Genomic DNA, 18,241 nt, shown 5'->3' with positions numbered 1-18,241 from the left:
CTCACCCCAGGCTCTCCCGCAGCTGCCGCTTCAGGATCTTCCCCACCGGGTTGCGGGGCAAGGCGTCGGCGTACTCGAGCCGTTCCGGCAGCTTGAACGCGGCCACCTTGCGCTCGCGCAGGTAGGCGACCAGCTCTTCGAGCGACGGCTTGCGCGCGCCCGGCACGACGACCGCGCACACCCGCTCCCCCATGACGTCGTCGGGCACGCCGACGACGCCGACGTCGGCGACATCCGGGTGACCGGCCAGCAGGCCCTCGACTTCGGCGGGCGAGATGTTCATGCCGCCGCGGATCACGAGGTCCTTCGTCCGGTCGACGTACCGCAGGAACTCCCCGCGCTCGCCGGCGATCTCGAAGACGTCGCCGGTGCGGAAGTGCCCGTCTTCGTCGAAGGACGCCGTGTCCAGCGGCTCGCCCAGCTCAGTGAGGTAGCCGGCGAACACCGTCGGCCCGGCGATGTGCAGCTCGCCGGGGCGCCCGGGTTCGGTCACCCGCTCGCCGGTGACCGGATCGTGCAGCCGCACCGACGTCCGCTCGGCCACCGGGGTCGACCAGGTGACGTCCGAGCCGTAGTTCGGGAAGTAGCTCGCGCGCTGGTCCGGGTCCGGGATGTCCACCGGACCGGACAGCAGCGCGGTGCCCTCGTTCGAGCCGAAGAAGTTGATGATGTCGATGCCGTACCGCTCCGCCCAGGTGCGCACCAGCCACGGCGAAAGCGGGGCCGAGCCGGACCCGATCTTGCGCAGCGCCGAAATGTCCACTCCGGACAGGATCTTTTCTTTGTGCAGCAGCATGGTCAGCAATGCCGGTGGCGCGAGGGTGTAGGTCACCCGCTCGGCGGCGAGCTGGCCCAGGAACACCGGCAGGTCGAACGGGTGGTGCGGGACGAACACCGCGCCGGTCAGCAGCCACGGCAGGAACATCCCGCCGATGCCGGCCATGTTCGTCATCGGGAACGGCGACAGCAGGACGTCGTCGCGGGTCATCCCGGCGGCCTGGACGCAGCCGGCGGCCGTCGCCAGCCAGTCGCCGTGGCAGCGCGGCACGGCCTTCGGCTCGGCTTCGGTACCGGAGGTCCAGCAGATCGTGACGCAGTCGTTCACGTCGGCTTCGGTCAGTGAAGAGTCCAAAGTGGATTTCTCCGCCGCGGACAGCGGGGCTTCCGGCCAGGCCAGGGCGCCGGCCGGTTCGTCGTCCCCCGAGGCGACGACGAACCGGACCGACGGCGCCGAAGCGCCTGTTAGCCCAAGGGCCGCCCCGGCGAGCTCGTGCTCGCCGTATCTGGATGCGGTCACCACCCCGACGGCTCCGGTGCGCCGGCACATCGGGCCGAGTTCGTGTTCCCGGTAGGACACCGGGAACGGGGTGACGATCGCGCCGATCCGCACGATCGCGAGGAACGCCTGGACCAGGGCCGAGCAGTTCGGCAGCTGCACGGCCACGACGTCACCTGCCCGCACCCCTCTGGCGAGCAGGAACGCGGCCAGGACGTCGACGCGTTCGTCGAGCCGGTTCCAGGTCCACCGCACCGGGTCGCGTCCGACCAGTGCGGTGGTGTTCGGTGGATCGACCAGCGCGAGACCCTCCGGGTCGGCACTGACCCGCTCCTTCACGAGCCGGTCGATCGTCTCCGCACTCCACCATCCCCGCGCCCGGAAGTCCCGGGCGCGACCCTCTCGATGGCATCTCATGAACGGAGGTTTTCCAGCTGGTCCGCCCGGACCCAGGTCGCGTGAAAACCGAGCGGGACACGCTGGGGAAGCAGGACCCTGGCCACGGGTCCGGCAGCGAGATCGGCGGCGTCGAAGATGTCCAGTTCCGAGCGTCCCTCACGCTCGTCCTGCACGAACGTCACCAGATAACCGTCCGCCGAATCGGCGGCTGCTCCGTCGCGGGGTGCGAACGGGGCCTCACTGCCCCACCGGCCGGGACCGAACCGGTATTCGGTCTTTGCGCCGGCAAGATTGTCGTGGCGCACCAGCCCGTCGAACTTCAGCGTCGACTCGGGCGAGATGTGCACCGCGTAGGAGTACCGGTTCCGCCGTCCGACGCCACGGGCGTCGACGGTCGGGAACTCGGTGTTGTCGTCGTCGAGCGGAGTTTCGTGGCACGCGCCGGTCCGCAGGTCGAAGCGGTAGCGGTGCAGCTGGGCGTCGAGCCGCAGATAGGACAGCATCTTCGCGAGCGGCGTGTGCGCGTCGGCGCGCGGCTGCGGGCGCTGCACGCGGCAGACGTCGAGGACGACCTCGTCGCCCTGCTCCCAGGCGTTGACGACGTGGTAGATGTAGCACGGGCTCGCTTCGAACCACCGGATCTGGCTACCGTTCCCGTAGCGTGGCAGAACGCCGAAGCGGCTCGGCATCGAGCGGTCGAAGTGCAGCTTGTGGCGGCCCTGCTTCGCCGCCGCCAGGTCTTGGACCAGCGGCAGGTCCATCAGCACCGCGTAGTGCTCGGTGATGGCCATGTCGTGCGGCAGGCGCGGGCCGGGCAGCTCGACGTCGGTGGTGGTCACGACGGTGCCGTCCGCGCTGATCACGCCGTAGCGCAGGTACGGCGGGCGGGGTCCGTAGTCGAACCAGAACAGCTCGCCGGTGGTCTCGTCGACCTTGGGGTGGGCCATCATGTCGCCGGCCAGCGTGCCGAGGAAGTCCTCGGCGCCCAGGGTTTCCAGCGAGAGCGGGTCGACCGCGTACGGCGAGCCGCACAGGTACCAGGTGGCGAGGATGCGGCCGCGGTGGAAGACGACGTCGGTGTTGGCGTTGTCCTTGAGCCCCAGGCCGTGCGAGTTGCCGAAGGGGTTGCCCGCCGGGTTCTCCATGACGCCGGTCCAGAGCGCCTTGCCGGCCGCGGACTCGGCCTCGAAGGCCTTGGTGCGGATCCAGCGGTTGCGGTAGCGGGCCTTGCCGTTCTCCAGGTGGACCGCGTGGATCATGCCGTCGCCGTCGAACCAGTGGTAGCGGCCTTCCGGGGCGAACCGCGGGTTCGGGCCGTTGCGCAGGTAGACGCCGTTGAGGTCCTTCGGGATCTCGCCGACGACCTGCAGGTCTTCGGCGTCGATCTCGGTGCCGACCGGGGCGTAGACGCCCAGCAGGTAGGGGTTGTCCTCGGCCGCGTCCGCCGTCCGGGCCACCATCAGCGGCTGTTCGGAGGTGCTGGTCATCGGGCTGCTCCCTGGCTGCGCGGGGTGATGGAGAAGAGACTATGATTTGTGTACCCAGCTGTCAATAGGCTTCTTTTGGTGTAGCCAGGTGCTACCCTGAGGTGGCGATGTAACGAGGGGAAAGCTTTTGGTGGAGGCGACTGCACAGCGCATCCGGCCGGCGGGAGATCCGCTCCGCCGGGCGCTCGAGCTCGTCGGCGACCAGTGGACGCTGCTCATCCTGCAGAGCCTGTTCCTGCGCTTCCGGCGGTACGAGGAGCTGCGCCTGCGGCTGGGCATCTCGCCGACGGCGTTGTCGGGGCGGCTGCGGGACATGGTGGATGCGGGCCTGCTCACCCGCGTGCCCTACCGCGACGCGCGCCGCACGCGGCACGAGTACCGGCTCACCGAGCGCGGCCTCGAGCTGTGGCCGCTGCTGATTTCGATCTGGGCCTGGGAGCGCGAGTGGGTCGAAGGCCGCCGCGAGGTGCTGCCGACGCTGATCCACCTCGACTGCGAGCTGGCTACATCAGCGCCCCTCGGCTGCGCCGCCTGCGGCCGCCGGGTCGACGCCCGGGACGTGCGTGCTTCCCGGTTGGACAGCACCGGCGTCGCGGCGGCGACGGCGTCCAAGCGCTTCCGCCGCAAGGACGCGGAGTCCCTGGCCGGCGACCCGCTGATGTTCTTCCCGGACACGATGGAGCTGCTCGGCGACCGGTGGTCGACCGGCCTGCTGGTCTCGGCGCTGCTCGGCTGCCGGCACTTTTCGGAGTTCGAGCGCGAGCTGGGCATCGGCCCGAGCGTGCTGTCGGCCCGGCTGAGCAAGCTGGTCGAGGTGGGCGTCCTGCGCACGGGCGCGGCGAAGACCCGCACCGACGCCCGCGACTACCGCCTGACGGCGAAGGGCCTGGCGTTCTTCCCGGCACTGGCGTTCATCGCGGAGTGGTCCCGCGGGTTCGAGGTGGCCGGCCAGGAGCCGGACATCACGCTCCACCACGTCGAGTGCGGCGAGCGCCTGCGCCCGATGCTCCTGTGCGACCACTGCGGCCGCCCCCTGACCCGCAAGTCGGTGCAGTTCGGCGGCGTCCCGTCCCCCAAACGCTGAAGGGTGACGGAAATCGGCTCGCCAAGGGGCCCGGGTGATGCCAGGCTGGAGCGGTCACACGTCGTCATTTTCGGAGGTAAGCATGAGTGAACCGAACCCGTCGCCCAGCGGCGAGGAGGACGACGTCAAGCGCAAGTTCCGCGAGGCACTGGAGCGCAAGCAGGCCCACGCCCGCTCGGGAGCCGCCCACGAAAACGGCGGCGGCAAGAACCAGCACGCCCACGGCCCGGCGGCCAACAAGCGGACATTCCGCCGCAAGAGCGGCTGAGCGACAGGGACCCGGAGACTCCCCCGCCCTTCCCTGGGGGGCGTCCCCGGGTCCAGTCTATCGCCCCGCACCGGCAAAGCCGCCCGAAAGCACCTCGGGCGGCTTGTCTGTCCACATCACCGCAGGGCTGTGGACAAGAGGAGGGCTGCGGACAACGGCCGCTACGGCGTGAACTCGCCGAGGTGGTCGAGCACCACAAACTCGCTCCCCGGACTCGCCGCCGCCACCGCCTTCCGCAACACCTCCAACCCCCCGTTCGGGTCATGGGCCTGACCCAGCGGCAAATCGAAGTCGTCCCAGTGCGTTGCCGCCACCCACCGCGGACCTCCCAACGTCCGCAGCAGCCGCGGCACGTACTCCCGCACCTTCGCGCCGCCCGGTGGCAGCAGCACCACGTCCGGCCGCAGCCCGGCCAGCTCGGACTCGACGTAGTTCGAACCCCCGAAATCCAGCACGCTCGCCCCGCCGCCCGAGACCACGTATGCCAGCGTGCCGCCCTCCAGCAGGTCCGAAATCACCCGTGGGCGATCCCGGCGGGACAACGGCCGCGTCCCCGGGAACGCCACCTGCGCCCGGGTTCCCGTCGCCGAATGCAACGACCGCAACACCCGGATCGAGTACCCCTCGAACGTCAGATCCTCTCCACCGGTCGCGATCGACAGCTGGTCCTCCGGTGCCCCCAACGCCGCCATGAGACTCAAATGGGTCTCGGTGCCGATCACGGTCGCGCCCGTGCGTTGGGCGAGGTAGGGGACGTCCGTCAGGTGGTCGTAGTGGCCGTGCGTCACCAGGATGTGGTCCGCGCGGAGGTACCCGCGGTCCAGGTATCCGTCGATCAGCGCGTGGTTCACCGAGAGCGGGGTGCGCGGGTCCGCGCCCGCCGGGGTGTACGTGCCCGTCTTGAAGCGGGTCAGCCACGGGTCGATGAGGATCGTCTTCGGCCCCACCCGGATCTCCCAGCCGTTGTTTCCCCACCAGCGCAACGTCATTCCCGAAGCCGCGCGGGCGGTCGCCGGTGCGCCCGCGAGGATGGCCGCCGCCGCCGCGCCCGCGCCGAACAGCCCGCGCCTGCTGAATCCTGTCTCCATGGCGGACACCCGACCACGAAGCACGAAATCTGTCCAAGATCGACGGTCGCACATCCTGATAGGCAAACGGCTATCGTCGCAGCGTGGACCACTTTCGCTCGCTGCGGTACTTCCTCGTCGTCGCCGAAGAACTGCACTTCGGCCGGGCCGCCGAACGGCTCGGGATCGCGCAGCCGCCGTTGAGCCAGCGCATCAAGCGGCTCGAAGCCGAGCTGAACGCGACGCTGTTCGAGCGCGGCCGCCGCGTCACGCTCACCGAAGCCGGCGAAGTGCTGCGCGCCGAAGCGCGCGACCTGCTCTCCCGGTGGGACCGCATGACGGCGCTCGTCGCGAAGGCCGAACGCGGTGAGACCGACGCCCTGCGCGCGGGCGTGCCGCCGGAGCTGCCCGGCCGCCTGCTGGCCGCGATCCTGACGCGGTTCGCCGGCGAGTGCCCCGCCGTGCGGCTGGACCTGCAGGAGCTCACCACCGCCGAACAGGCCCGGCTGCTCGCCGACCGCGAGCTCGACGCCGGCTTGCTGCAGCTGCCCGTCGACGTCGTCGGGCTCGACCTCGGCCCGGCCGTCGACACCCCGCTCGGCGTCGTGCTCCCCCGTGACTCGCCGCTGGCGCGCCGCACCCGGCTCAGCCTCGCCGACCTCGCCGGGGAGGGCCTGGTCCACGCCCCGCGCGCCGCCGCGCCCGGCAGCTACGACGCGCTGCTGCGCACCTGCTGGGACCACGGCTTCCGCCCGGCGTCGATCCGTCACGCCCGCAACCCCGAGTTCGTCCTCGGCCTGGTGCTGGCCGGCCACGGCGTCGCGTTCGAACCGGACGTCCGCAAGGAACCGCGGGTGGTCTGGCGGCCGCTCGAAGGCGAGGTGCTGCGGGCCCGGACGGCGTTCGCCTGGCCGTCGACCAGCCCGCACCCGCAGGCGGCGAAACTCGCCGGGATCGCCGCCGAGGTCCTGCAGGACGACGGCGTCTCGCGCCTGGTGCCGGCGCCGCAGCACCCCCGGCCGTGGGACATCTTCTACGACCGCAGCTGATCGACCGCCGCCCGCGCGGCGGCCCCGATCGCGTGATCGATGTCGGGGCGCCGCAACGTCTCCGCCCCGCCGACCGTGAACACCGCCACCGCGTACGCGGCTCCGTCCGGATAGGTCGCGACGCCGATCTCGTTGCGGATCCCCGGCATCGTGCCCGTCTTGCCCGCCACCGCCACCTCCGGCGGGAACCCGGCGGCCAGCCGGTGCCAGCTGACCTGCGCGGACATCCATTCGCGGATCGGGGCGCCGACGTCGCCGGCCCAGATCGCCGACAGCAACGTCGTCATCTCGCGGGGCGTGGTCGCCGACGTCCGCAGCGGATCCAGGGCCCGCAGCGGCCGGCCGGCCTCGGTGTCCTCGATGATCGTGCGCAGCAGGTCGCGCGGGCTGCCGATCACCGTCGTGCGCGTCAGGCCCAGCTCGGCCAGCAGCGACCGGACGTTGTCCACGCCGACGCGGTCGAACAGCAGGTCCGCGGCGGTGTTGTCGGACACCGAAAGGGCCAGCCGGGCCGCGTCCCGCAGGCTGTACTCGGCGTCGTCGGCGAAGCCCGCCGAACCGGTGCCGCCGAGCCGGTCCGCCGCGGACGCCCGGACGCGGTCGGCCGGGTCGAGCAGCCCGGCCGCCACCTGCCGCGCGAACTCCAGCGCCAGCGGCACCTTCACCACGGACGCCAGGACCACCGGCGCGTCCGCGGCCAGGCCGGTTTCGTCGGACGAACCGAGGCGGCAGGCGTGCAGGTAGCCCTGCACGCCCACCGCCTCGAAGAACGCGGAAAGGCTCACACGGTCATGATGGACCGCAGCCGCCCGACCTCCGCCATCCGCCGCTCGGCGAGCCGGTCGGCCGCCGTCGCCGGGGGCACGCCGTCGGTGTCGGCCAGCGCGAACACGGCCTTCGTCGTGTCGTAGATGGCCGTCGTCTTGCGCTTGGCGCGCTCGAAGTTGAAGCCGTGGCGCTCGTCGTCGACCTGGATCACGCCGCCGGCGTTGACCAGGTAGTCCGGCGCGTACAGCACGCCGCGGTCGGCGAGCTGCTTGTCGATGCCGGCGTGCGCGAGCTGGTTGTTCGCCGCGCCGCAGACGATCCGGGCGCCGAGCACCGGCACGGTCTCGTCGTTCAGGACGCCACCCAGCGCGCAGGGCGCGAAGACGTCCAGCTCGGCGCGCAGCAGGGTGTCCACATCGGACACGACCTGGACGTCCGGGTGGATCGACCGGGTGCGCTCGATCGCCGGCGCGAAAACGTCGGTGATCGTCACCTGCGCGCCGGCCTCCACGAGGTGCCCGACGAGGATGTGGCCGACCTTGCCGACACCGGCCACGCCGACGCGCTTGCCGGCCAGGTCCGGGCTGCCCCAGACGTGCTCGGCCGAGGCCCGCATGCCCTGGAACACGCCGAACGCGGTGAGCACGGACGAGTCGCCGGCGCCACCGTCCTCGGGCGAACGCCCGGTGACGTACTGGCACTCGCGGGCCACGACGTCCATGTCCTGGACGTACGTGCCCACGTCGCACGCCGTGATGTAGCGGCCGCCCAGGGACTGCACGAAGCGCCCGTACGCGCGAAGCAACGCTTCGGACTTGAGCGTCTTCGGGTCGCCGATGATGACGGCCTTGCCGCCGCCGAGGTCGAGCCCGGCCAGCGCGTTCTTGTACGCCATGCCCTTGGACAGCGCGAGGACGTCGTCGAGCGCGTCGGATTCGGTGGCGTAGGGGTGGAAGCGCGTCCCGCCGAGGGCGGGTCCGAGCGCGGTGGAGTAGATGCCGATGATGGCCTTGAGGCCACTGGCCTGGTCGTGGCAGTACACGACTTGTTCGTGCCCGGTGCCCCGGGCGAACACTCCTTCGGTCACGGGTGGTGACTCCTTTGTCATCCGCGCCCGGTTTCGTGGCCGGGACGCGCTTCGGGTGGCCGGGAACCGGCGCCGGGCGGAGGTCGTCCGCCACCGTGCCGGGTCCCGGCACCAACCTAGATCCCCGCCGTCCGCCGGACCAGTGGAGGTCCCGCGATACGGACCGGTAGCCCGGAAGTAGGGGCCCCTGGATCAGCCGCGCACCACCGTGCCCAGCGTGCCCATCGCCGTCTCGAGCTGAGTGTCGGAAAGGTACGGCGCCGGGCCGAACCGCAGGTAGGAGCCGCGGCTGTCGGTGCGGACGCCGTGGGCGGCCAGCGCCGCCTGCAACCCGGCGGCGTCGGCGCAGCGCAGCGAGAGGAACCCGCCGAACATGCCGAGTGGCGTTTCGCGGTCGCGGGTGACGACGTCCTCGGGCAGGGCGAGCTTGTCGAACACCGACGCGAGCAGCCCCACCTGGTGCTGCGACACTTCGCGGAGGAACTCCGGCGTGAGCCCCTGCTCGGCGAAGAACCGCTGGACGCGGACCCCGCGGTAGTGGCTCGCCGGGTCGTAGGTGGCACCGGCGAACCGGTCGCCGCCGGTGGCGTACGGGACCTTGCCGGGGTGGCGTGCGTCGGCGAGCGCGCCGAACTCGGCGTACCAGCCGGTGATCACCGGCCGCAGCTCCTGGGCGTGCGCGGGCAGCCGCAGGAAGCAGTTGCCCTCGCCCAGCTGCAGGTACTTGTAGCCGCCGCCGAGCACCCAGGCGTTGGTGAGCCCGAGGTCGTGCAGCGCGAACGGCACGACGCCGAGCGCGTGGTAGGCGTCGACGACGAGCTCGATCGAGCGGCCGCGGCAGACGTCGGCGAGGTGCGCGAGCCCCGGCACGAGCCTGGAGGTCTCGAACAGCACGGCCGAGACCAGCACGGCGGCGGTGTTGCCGTCCACCTCGCCGGCGACGCGCTCGGCGAGCGTCGTCACCGGGTCGAGCGGCACCCGCACGATCTCGACGCCCTCCTCCTCGAGGCGGGCGAGCTGACGGCGCAGGGTGTGGAACTCGCCGTCGGTGGTGACCAGGCGCGGCCGGCGCGGCAGCTCCATCGCCGACAGGAAGCGCAGCACCAGGTCGTGCGTGCTCGCGCCGAGCGCGTACTCGCCGTGCGGGTCACCGAGCAGCAGGCGGAAGCCCGCGCGCAGCTCGTCCGCCTTCGCGAAGGCGCGGTCCCACTTGCCGTCGACGTCGCGGGCGGCGTCGGCGAAGGACTCGCTCAGTCCCTCCTCGGCTACGTCGGGCCAGGCCTGGTGGGAGTGCCCGGAAAGCAGGAGGCGGTCGGCCACCGCGAACCGGGTGTAGTGCGCGGCGAGCCGGTTGGCGTCCGCGCGCAGGTCGTCCAATGTGGTCACAGTCGGCTCCGTACGGCCCAGAGATCCGGGAACATCGGCTGGAAAAGCGTGGTACGCAGGTAAGTCGCGCCGGATGATCCTCCTGTCCCGGTCTTGTCGCCGATGGTGCGTTCGACCATCTTCACGTGCCGGTAGCGCCACTCCTGCATCCCTTCGTCGAGATCGACCAGACACTCCGCGACGACCGAGGGTCCCCCGTCGTCGCCGTACACGTCCAGCAATATCGCCTGCAGGGCCGGGGACGGCTCCACCGAGCGAGTGACGTCTCGGTCACACTCGACGGCGTAGCCAGAAACCTTGAGATAGGTGAGAAAAGAGTCGAACAAAGACGGGCGCGCCATCGCTTCGGAGATGCGTTTCCGCTGCTCCCCACCTTCGGGGTAGTGCGCGAACACGCGCTCGTCACGGCGTCCCAGCACCGCTTCCAGCTCGCGGAACTGGGCCGACTGGAAGCCGCTCGAAGCGTCCAAACGGGCGCGGAAGCTGGTGAACTGGCTGGGCGTCATGGTTTCCAGCACGTCGATCTGCGCGACCGCGACCTTGAGGATGGTGAGGATCCGGCGCAGCGTGCGGATGGAGTGCGCGGTGTTGCCCTTTACGAGGTTCGCCTGGAGGAAGGCGGCTTCGTGCAGGATCTGCTTGAACCACAGTTCGTACACCTGGTGGATCACGATGAACAGCAGCTCGTCGTGCTCGTCGGAGCGCAGGCGCTGCGAGTTCAAAACGTCGTCGAGCCCGAGGTACGAGGTGTAGCTCAAGGCTTCCTGGGTCGCTTGGCTGGGTTCGGTCATCCTTGGGTCACCTCGTCGAAGTGGCGCTGCGCGGGTTTCGCGAGCGCGGTGTACAGATCGTGGAACAGCTCGACCGCGGCCGCCCGGCAGTCCGGCGCGGGCACCAGGTCGGCGGGCAGTTCCGGGTCGAGCGACGGGAACATCCGGAAGGTGTGCACCAGCCGGGTGCGCACCTCGAACGCCTCGGCGTCCGGCGGCTCCCGGCCCGCGTACCCGCCGAACTGGCCGACGAACGCGGTGTACCGTGCGGCCAGGTCGTCGAGGTCCCAGGCCCGGCCGGCGAACCGGCGGACGTCGAGCGCGGCCGACGGCCGGCCGAGCAGCAGCCCGGCGTGCTCGGTGACGTCCAGTTCGCCGAGCAGGGCGACGACCTCGGCCTCGCGGTCGTGCGGGGCGATCCAGGTGCCGTCCTGATAGGGCCCGAACCCGAGGAACCGCAGCCGCCTGACCAGGCGTTCCCTGGCCTGACGGCGGCTCTCGGGGATGCTCTGCCACAGCACGGTCCACTCGCCCGCGGCGCGCTCGCGGCGCCCGAGGGAGAAGATCCGGTGGTCGCCGTCGGCGAGCAGCGCGACGGTGCGCCGGGTCAGCGAGTAGTGCACAGTCCGGCCTTCGCGGTGGCGCTGCAGCAGGCCGCGGCGCACCAGGCGGGTGAGCGCGATCCGGGCGGCGCCGTCGGAGAAGCCCAGCTCGGCGAGCACCGCGACCAGGCCGCCCGACCACACCCGGCGGGTTTCGCGCGGGTGCACGTAGCTGCCCAGCAACGTCACGACCAGCTCCTGCGGGCTGGCTTCGAAGGCGTCTCCGGGCATGGCGCAACTCTATACACCTCAGGCCGCTGCGGTGTAGCTTGATTTGCGTGACGTACTTCGCGGACCTCAGCTCGCGGCAGGTCGCCGCCCTCGTTTCGGGTGAGCGCGTCCCGGTGCTGCTGCTCCCGCTGGGCGCGATCGAGCCGCACGGTCCCCACGCACCGCTGGGCACGGACCCGCTGATCTCGCGCGGGATGTGCGAGCGCGCGGCCGACCGGCTCGCGGCGGATTCCGACGTCCACGTGCTGGTCCTGCCGGAAGTGCCCTACGGCGTGACGCGGTTCGCGGCCGGGTTCGCCGGCGGCGTCCACATCGGCGAGGAGACGCTGCACTCGCTGCTCGTCGACATCGGCGCGGCGCTGATCGGCCAGCGCCTGCGGCGGATCCTGCTGGTCAACAACCACTTCGAGCCCGCTCATCTGGTGACGCTGCGACGCGCGGTGGAGACGTTGAACTTCGCCTACGACGGCCGCGTCGCCCTGCTCGACCTGGTCCGCCGGAAGCACGCGCAGCGGCTGACCGAAGAGTTCCGGTCCGGCGAGTGCCACGCGGGGCGGTACGAGACGTCGCTGGTGCTGGCCGATCGGCCGGAGCTGGTCGACCATGCCTTGATGCGGACGTTGCCGCACGTGCCGGTCAGCCTGGCCGCCGCCCCTTCGGACGGCGGCTTCCGCGAGATGGGGATGACCGAGGCGTACTGCGGCAAGCCCGCGGAAGCAACCGCCGAAGAGGGCGCCGAGACGTTCTCGACGTTGACCGACCTGCTGGTGGAAGCGATCCGGGAGCTGGCCCGTGAGTGAGCCGTTCAACCTCGCCACGCACTTCCTCGACCGGCACGTGGCCGAGGGCCGGGGCGATCGGACCGCCCTGTACGTCGGGGACCGGACGGTCAGCTACGCGTCCCTCGCGGCCATGGCGAACCGTGCGGGGAACGTGCTGCGTGACGTCGGGGTCCGCAAAGGACAGCGGGTACTGCTGGCGCTGAGCGACGGCGACGAGTTCGTCGCGGCCTGGTACGGCGGCCAGAAGATCGGTGCGGTCACCGCGGAGGTCTACCCGTTCCTGCAGCCGAAGGACTACGCGTACTACCTCGGCTACACCGAGGCCGTCGCGGTCATCGCGGACGCCGTCACGCTGCCGGCGCTGCGCTCGGCCGGCGCGACCGGGATGCTGGTGACGGGCGTGCCCGCCGATGAGCTGCTCCCCGGTGAGCGTCCATTCCGGACGCTGCTGGACGCGGCGCCGGAGACGCTGGAGGCCGCGCCGACCACTGTGGACGACGTCGGCATCTGGAAGTTCACCACGGGCAGCACGGGCGCGCCCAAGGCGTGCGTGCATCCCCTGCGCAGTCCGCTCGAGAGCTTCGAGCGGTACGCCGTCCAAGTACTCGGCCTGCGGGCGGACGACCGGGTGCTGGCCGTGCCCAAGCTGTTCTTCGGCTACGCGCGGGACCTGGTGGCGCTGTTCCCGTTCGGCGTCGGCGCGGCGGGCATCGCGTTCCCGGAGCGCAGCACCGCGGACCTGGTGTTCGAGCTGATCGCCCGCCACCGGCCGACGGTCCTGGTCAACGTGCCGACGATGATGAGCGCGATGATCGCCCACCCGGCCGCGGCGGAGCAGGACCTGAGCTGCCTGCGGATGACGACGTCGGCGGGCGAGGCACTGCCTTCGGAGCTGCACCGGCGGTGGGACGCGACGTTCGGCGTGCCGGTGGTGGACGGAATCGGCTCGTCCGAGGCGTACCACATCTACCTGTCGAACCGGCCCGGCGCCGCGCAGCTGGGCACGCTGGGCACACCGGTGCCCGGCTACACCGCCGAGGTCGTCGACGAACTCGGGAACCCGTTGCCGGACGGGGAAATCGGCCCGCTGCGCGTGACGGGCCCGACGATCGCGCTGGAGTACTTCGGCGACCCGGAGAAGTCGGCGCGGACGTTCGACGGCGACACGCTGACCTCGGGCGACCTGTTCAGCCGCACGTCCGACGGGTATTTTCGCCACCACGGCCGCGCGGACGCGCTGCTCAAGGTCGGCGGCGTGTTCGTCGCCCCGGGCGAGATCGAGGACTGCCTGCTCGGCCACGCGGCGGTGGTGGACTGCGCGGTGGTCGGCCACGAGGCCGGCGGCCTGGTCGTCCCGCGAGCGTACGTCGTGGCGCGAGCTCCGGTGTCGGCCGACGAGCTGAAGGACCACGCGAAAGCCCACCTGGCCAAGCACAAATACCCCCGCGAGGTGGTCTTCGTGACGGAACTCCCCCGCACGGCCAACGGAAAGCTCGACCGCCGAGCCCTGGCGGCCCGCCCGTGAGCCGCCTGGTGGTGGTGACGGGCGGCACGCGCGGCATCGGCGCGGCGATCGCCGACCGGTTCCGGTCTTCGGGCGACAAGGTGCTGGCCCCGGGCCGCGCGGACTGCGACGTCACTTCAGAGGAAGCCGTGGCGGCGTATTTCGCTTCGGCGGGCCCGGTCGACGTGCTGGTCAACAACGCCGGAATCTCCTCCAGCGCCCCGGTTTCCCGGACTTCTCTGGACGATTGGCGCTCGCAGTTCGAGGTGAACGCAACGGGCGCGTTCCTGTGTTCGCGCGCGGTCCTGGAGGGAATGCGCGTGCGGGACAGCGGCCGGATCATCACGGTGGCGTCAACGGCCTCCCACGTCGGCTACCGCTACACGGCGGGCTACACGGCATCGAAGCACGCCGCGGTGGGTTTCATGCGCGCACTGGCGGCGGAGCTGGCGGGCACGGGCGTGACGGCGAACGCGGTGTGCCCGGCCTTCGTCCGCACCGACATGACGGCCACATCGGTGGCCCGAATCGTGTCCCGATCAGGACGTTCGTCATCGGACGCGGAAGCGGCACTGGCAGCGGCATCCCCGCTCGGCCGGCTGCTGGAGCCGTCCGAGGTGGCGTTCGCGGTGTCATTCTTGGCGGCCCCGGAGGCCGCGGCGATCAACGGCCAGACCCTGGTACTAGACGGCGGAGGAATCCAGTCATGAGCCCGTTCCGCGCAACAGCCCCGCTGACTCGCGAATGGGAACATTTCGCGTTCACGGTGTCCGACGGAGTGGCAACGGTGACGTTCACCCGTCCTTCGAAGCTCAACGCGCTGACGTTCGAGGTGTACGCGGACCTGCGTGACTTGCTGCTGGAGCTCCCCCAGCACGAGGACGTCCGGGTCTTGGTGATCACGGGCGAGGGCCGCGGATTCTGTTCGGGCGGCGACGTCGAGGAGATCATCGGCGAGCTCCAGAAGTTCGAGACGGCGGAGCTGCTGGAATTCACCCGCATGACGGGAGCGGTGGTGAAGGCTCTGCGCGAATGCCCGCTGCCGGTGATCGCGGCGGTGAATGGAGTGGCGGCGGGGGCAGGTTCGGTGATCGCCCTGGCGAGCGACTTCCGGTTGCTGGCGGAGTCGGCGAAGTTCGCGTTCTTGTTCACGAAGGTGGGCTTGGCAGGAGCGGACATGGGCTCGGCGTACTTGTTGCCGCGGCTGGTCGGCCTGGGACGAGCGACGGAGCTGTTGATCCTCGGCGACAAGGTGTCGGCTTCGCGGGCCTCGGAGATCGGGCTGGCTTCACAGGTCGTGCCGGACGCTTCGCTGGCTTCTACGGCCGCCGCTCTCGCCCGGCGCCTGGCGGACGGCCCGGCACTGGCGTACGCGACGACGAAGGTGCTGTTGACGCGTGAGCTGGACATGGATCTGGGCAGCGCGATCGAGCTGGAGGCGATCACCCAGGCGCTGCTGATGACGGCGAAGGACCACAAGGAGTTCTACGCGGCTTGGTCGGCGGGGCGGGAGCCTCGTTGGACCGGCCGCTGACTCTGCGGGCGGACGGCCCGGACCGGGGTGGGTGGTGCCGCCGGGCCCGAGTGGCGACCGGACGGGACGCTGACGCTCAGGCGCGCCCGAGAGTAAAGCCCGGCGCGCGCGGTGCCTCCAGGGCCGATTGACGCGAGTGGAACGCGAAGCCACGGCAGTGAGTCGCCGGAGTTGCGTTGAGCGCGCCCGCACCGATGGCGCCTCCGGGACCGGTCGGCGCGGTAGGCGCGGCCACGGCGGACGGCACGCCAGGCTGAACTAGGCGCGCCCACGGTGGAGCCGGCGCGGACAGCGCCACCGGAGCCGGTCGGCGCAGGCAAAGGGCGAAGCCACGGCAGCGGGTCGCCGGGTTGCGTTGAGCGCGCCCGGAGCGAAGCCCGCGCCGGCGGCACCACCGGGACCGATCGGCGCAGGCAGAGGACGAAGCCACGATGGACGGCACCACGCGCCGGCAGTGGGGCCGGCGCGGACAGCGCCTCGGGAGCGATCGGCGCGGGTAAGTGGCGAGGCGACGGCGGACGGACCACTGAGGTCGGATGGAGAGCACCCACGCTGAGGCTCAGTTGGATAGGCCGGAACTGCACACCGGCGCGGACAGCGCCTCGGCAGGGAGCGATCGGCGCGAGTGAATGGCGAGACGACGGCGGACGGACCACTGAGGCCGGATGGGGCGCACCCACGCTGAGGCTCAGTCGGATAGGCCGGAACTGCACACCGGCGCGGACGAGCAATCGGCACAGGTAGGTCGTGAGGCGCCGGTCGCAGTGGAACGGTGGGTTGGCGGGCGGTGCCTAGTCCAGGCCGCGGGGATATCTGCTGCCCGCCGAATGGCGGGAATAGGGCTGAGGCGCGCCATACACGTGGGGGTAGGCCCGTAGCCGTGGGCTGCGGGCCTTTCCCGTCTTCAGGCTGCGAAGGGCAGCGGTTGGTGCAGGTTGTTACGCCTGGGTTTTCGGCGTTTGTCCAGAAACCGCGGTGGCAGGAACTCCGGGAGGCCGTCGGCGGCGATGCGGACCTCCCAGCCGGAGCGATGTAGGAGCCGGTGGTGGTGGGCGCACATCAACACCAAGTTCCCCAGGTCGGTGGTGCCGCCCTCGGCCCAGTGCCGGATGTGATGCCCCTGGCAATGCCGCGGTGGGCGGTGACAGCCGGGGAACGCGCACCCGCGGTCACGGAGATAGAGCGCGCGGCGCAGACCGGCGGAGATCAGGCGGCGGAGGCGGCCGAGATTGAGCGGTTCGCTCTTCTCGCCCAGCACCGCGGGGATGATCATGCTGTCGCAGGCGTGGATCCGCGCCTCGGCGGCGGAGATGCGGCCGGTGTCGCCCAGCGTCGCTGCACCCACGCCGGTTTTGAGGTCATCGAGGGAGACGGCGACCAGGACGTGGGCGCGTTCCCCCGCCTGCATCGGCAAGTCCGGGGAGTTCAACGCCAGGTCGAGAGTGTCGGAGAAGGCGTCGCCGTAGCGTTCCTGCGGGGACCGTAGGTCGGGACCCTCACCGGTGGTGGTGCGGCGCTGCGCCAACGCATCGAGCAGGGCGCTGGCGCGGGTACCTGTCTCGTCGTCGAACCTGCCGTGCAGCTCCCAGATTCCGGATCTTTTCCGCCGCAGGGACAGTTCCCGGGTCGGGGTGGCCGGTTCGGCGGTGTCGGGTGCGGGGCCATCGGGGTCGAGGTGGGCCAGGATCCGCGCACCGAGCGCAGCGACCTGCTTGTGCCCCGCTTCGGCGGCGAAGGACAGTAGATGATTCTCGGCGGTGTCGCGGTGCTCGGGCGGAATGTCAGTGAGGGCACCGACAATCACGTCGATCATCGGGGCACTGAGGCCACCGGAGAGAGCCGCGGCGCCGGTGGCGGGAGCCAGGGCGGGAATGGGGGTGCCGTCGAGGGTCCGGCCGGGATTGAGGGCCCGGGCACGTTGCACCACCCGTTCCGCCGCCGCCTTCGGCACATCACCGAGGTGCTCGAGAAGCCGTGCGACGGAACGATAGCCGAACAGCTCCATCACCCCGCGCTGCTCGATCTCCACCAACACAGCACCCAGCTCGGCCTCAGCAGACCGGATGGCCGTGAGCAGCTCACCGACACGGTCGGCCAGCGCCACCGCCTCGGCTTCCTGCATCACGTTCGGGGCCATACCTCAACAATACCGCCAATCGAACACCTGATCATCACACGAACGGGTACAACCACGAAAGCCCGGCAGAGGAACCGATGCGTGGGGAATCGGCACTACCGACCACAAACAGAAATGACCACAAGGAGCGCCGATTTCCCACGCCACGGCGCAGCCGTATCGGTAAAACTCAACCACAAGGCCGAACAAGCGACATAAAAAGCGCATCGATAAGCTCAGCATTAACAACAGACCCAGTAAGAGCACAGTAGACTATAGGCCCGAACAGAGCATCCAGAAGAGCATCAAGTCCCAGCACAGGAGCAATCTCCCCAGCCGCAACAGCCCGAGCAAGAAGCTCCCGCTCCAAAATCCGACGCGGGACAAGATACCGCTTCCGAAGGCTCTCGGCAGTAGCAGGATCATGCTGCCCCTGAGCAAGAAGGGCGAGAAAAACCTTCCCGGCAGGATCCTCGGTAACAAACCGAGCAAAAGTAACCAGATACCCACGAAGACTGTCCGCCGAAGAGTCCTCCGGCACCCGCAGGCGCTTGACAGTGTCCCCGATGAGCGTGTCGAGCAGGATCTCGACCTTCGAAGGCCACCACCGGTAGATGGTCTGCTTGGCCACCCCGGCCTCACGCGCGATCGCTTCGATGGTCAACGCAGCGAACCCGTGCGACACGAGCAGGTCGTCCGCGGCGTGGAGCACCGCCAAGCGCGCGGCCTCGTCACGCCGGTTGCCGGACCGGACCCGAGGAGAAGCTGGCATGCCGGGACGATACCGTGCTACTGTCTAGACGCAACGTCTCGTCTAGACAAACGAAGGAG

General features: G+C 70.5%; 17 protein-coding genes. 7 read left to right on the top strand and 10 right to left on the bottom strand.

Annotated features, from left to right (window positions below; all coding sequences use genetic code 11):
- Position 1: 1 nt before the first annotated feature.
- Together AB0M93_RS37840 and AB0M93_RS37835 are read right to left on the bottom strand one after the other, a co-directional pair.
- Positions 2 to 1,693: a class I adenylate-forming enzyme family protein gene (locus AB0M93_RS37840; protein WP_364283346.1), complete on the bottom strand. Its 1,692-nt coding sequence runs from the start codon at positions 1,691 to 1,693 to the stop codon at positions 2 to 4.
- Positions 1,690 to 3,162: a carotenoid oxygenase family protein gene (locus AB0M93_RS37835; RefSeq protein ID WP_364283342.1), complete on the bottom strand. Its 1,473-nt coding sequence runs from the start codon at positions 3,160 to 3,162 to the stop codon at positions 1,690 to 1,692. The genes AB0M93_RS37840 and AB0M93_RS37835 overlap by 4 nt, the downstream gene beginning before the upstream one ends.
- A 127-nt stretch (positions 3,163 to 3,289) precedes the next feature.
- On the opposite strand from AB0M93_RS37835, the gene AB0M93_RS37830 reads away from it, so the two are divergent.
- Positions 3,290 to 4,246 (top strand): winged helix-turn-helix transcriptional regulator, encoded by a 957-nt coding sequence (locus AB0M93_RS37830; RefSeq protein WP_364283339.1) that lies wholly within the window; start codon positions 3,290 to 3,292, stop codon positions 4,244 to 4,246.
- A gap of 82 nt (positions 4,247 to 4,328) precedes the next feature.
- Positions 4,329 to 4,514 carry a DUF5302 domain-containing protein gene (locus tag AB0M93_RS37825; protein WP_329056412.1) on the top strand — a complete coding sequence of 62 codons (186 nt, stop codon included), beginning with the start codon at positions 4,329 to 4,331 and terminating at the stop codon, positions 4,512 to 4,514.
- A gap of 161 nt (positions 4,515 to 4,675) precedes the next feature.
- On the opposite strand, the gene AB0M93_RS37820 is transcribed toward AB0M93_RS37825, so the two are convergent.
- Positions 4,676 to 5,602, bottom strand: coding sequence for an MBL fold metallo-hydrolase (locus AB0M93_RS37820; protein ID WP_364283335.1), 927 nt, complete (start codon positions 5,600 to 5,602; stop codon positions 4,676 to 4,678).
- An 83-nt stretch (positions 5,603 to 5,685) separates the two neighbouring features.
- On the opposite strand from AB0M93_RS37820, the gene AB0M93_RS37815 reads away from it, so the two are divergent.
- The gene (locus tag AB0M93_RS37815) at positions 5,686 to 6,630 is read left to right on the top strand and encodes a LysR substrate-binding domain-containing protein (protein ID WP_364283332.1); all 945 of its coding nucleotides are present in this window, start codon (positions 5,686 to 5,688) and stop codon (positions 6,628 to 6,630) included.
- Here the strand turns inward: AB0M93_RS37815 and AB0M93_RS37810 are convergent.
- From AB0M93_RS37810 to AB0M93_RS37790, 5 genes are all read right to left on the bottom strand, one after another.
- Positions 6,615 to 7,415 carry a serine hydrolase gene (locus tag AB0M93_RS37810; protein ID WP_364283329.1) on the bottom strand — a complete coding sequence of 267 codons (801 nt, stop codon included), beginning with the start codon at positions 7,413 to 7,415 and terminating at the stop codon, positions 6,615 to 6,617. The genes AB0M93_RS37815 and AB0M93_RS37810 overlap by 16 nt on opposite strands.
- Positions 7,412 to 8,485, bottom strand: a complete 1,074-nt coding sequence (locus AB0M93_RS37805) for a Glu/Leu/Phe/Val dehydrogenase dimerization domain-containing protein (protein WP_364283326.1) — start codon at positions 8,483 to 8,485, stop codon at positions 7,412 to 7,414. Before AB0M93_RS37805 ends, AB0M93_RS37810 begins: the two co-directional genes overlap by 4 nt.
- Before the next feature lie 192 nt (positions 8,486 to 8,677).
- Positions 8,678 to 9,871 carry a kynureninase gene (locus AB0M93_RS37800; protein ID WP_364283323.1) on the bottom strand — a complete coding sequence of 398 codons (1,194 nt, stop codon included), beginning with the start codon at positions 9,869 to 9,871 and terminating at the stop codon, positions 8,678 to 8,680.
- The gene (locus tag AB0M93_RS37795) at positions 9,868 to 10,662 is read right to left on the bottom strand and encodes a tryptophan 2,3-dioxygenase family protein (protein WP_364283320.1); all 795 of its coding nucleotides are present in this window, start codon (positions 10,660 to 10,662) and stop codon (positions 9,868 to 9,870) included. Before AB0M93_RS37795 ends, AB0M93_RS37800 begins: the two co-directional genes overlap by 4 nt.
- Positions 10,659 to 11,474: a PaaX family transcriptional regulator C-terminal domain-containing protein gene (locus AB0M93_RS37790; protein WP_364283317.1), complete on the bottom strand. Its 816-nt coding sequence runs from the start codon at positions 11,472 to 11,474 to the stop codon at positions 10,659 to 10,661. Before AB0M93_RS37790 ends, AB0M93_RS37795 begins: the two co-directional genes overlap by 4 nt.
- A 47-nt stretch (positions 11,475 to 11,521) precedes the next feature.
- Here AB0M93_RS37790 and AB0M93_RS37785 point away from each other — a divergent pair, with 47 nt between their 5' ends.
- Genes AB0M93_RS37785 through AB0M93_RS37770 form a run of 4 tightly spaced genes read left to right on the top strand, consistent with a single transcriptional unit; the run spans position 11,522 to position 15,294 of the window.
- Positions 11,522 to 12,274 (top strand): creatininase family protein, encoded by a 753-nt coding sequence (locus AB0M93_RS37785; RefSeq protein WP_364283314.1) that lies wholly within the window; start codon positions 11,522 to 11,524, stop codon positions 12,272 to 12,274.
- Positions 12,267 to 13,781 carry a benzoate-CoA ligase family protein gene (locus tag AB0M93_RS37780; protein WP_364283311.1) on the top strand — a complete coding sequence of 505 codons (1,515 nt, stop codon included), beginning with the start codon at positions 12,267 to 12,269 and terminating at the stop codon, positions 13,779 to 13,781. The genes AB0M93_RS37785 and AB0M93_RS37780 overlap by 8 nt, the downstream gene beginning before the upstream one ends.
- Positions 13,778 to 14,470, top strand: coding sequence for an SDR family oxidoreductase (locus AB0M93_RS37775; RefSeq protein WP_364283309.1), 693 nt, complete (start codon positions 13,778 to 13,780; stop codon positions 14,468 to 14,470). Before AB0M93_RS37780 ends, AB0M93_RS37775 begins: the two co-directional genes overlap by 4 nt.
- On the top strand, positions 14,467 to 15,294 hold the full coding sequence (locus tag AB0M93_RS37770; RefSeq protein WP_364283306.1) for an enoyl-CoA hydratase family protein: 828 nt from the start codon (positions 14,467 to 14,469) through the stop codon (positions 15,292 to 15,294). Before AB0M93_RS37775 ends, AB0M93_RS37770 begins: the two co-directional genes overlap by 4 nt.
- A 904-nt stretch (positions 15,295 to 16,198) precedes the next feature.
- On the opposite strand, the gene AB0M93_RS37765 is transcribed toward AB0M93_RS37770, so the two are convergent.
- Together AB0M93_RS37765 and AB0M93_RS37760 are read right to left on the bottom strand one after the other, a co-directional pair.
- Positions 16,199 to 17,431, bottom strand: coding sequence for a DUF222 domain-containing protein (locus AB0M93_RS37765; RefSeq protein ID WP_364283303.1), 1,233 nt, complete (start codon positions 17,429 to 17,431; stop codon positions 16,199 to 16,201).
- Positions 17,432 to 17,600: 169 nt separating this feature from the next.
- Positions 17,601 to 18,182 (bottom strand): TetR/AcrR family transcriptional regulator, encoded by a 582-nt coding sequence (locus AB0M93_RS37760; protein WP_364283300.1) that lies wholly within the window; start codon positions 18,180 to 18,182, stop codon positions 17,601 to 17,603.
- Between the last annotated feature and the right edge of the window lie 59 nt (positions 18,183 to 18,241).

Source organism: Amycolatopsis sp. NPDC051102, assembly GCF_040682815.1.
Taxonomy (GTDB): domain Bacteria; phylum Actinomycetota; class Actinomycetes; order Mycobacteriales; family Pseudonocardiaceae; genus Amycolatopsis.
Note: the sequence above shows the minus strand (reverse complement) of the source record. Positions and strands in the feature narration are given on the sequence as shown.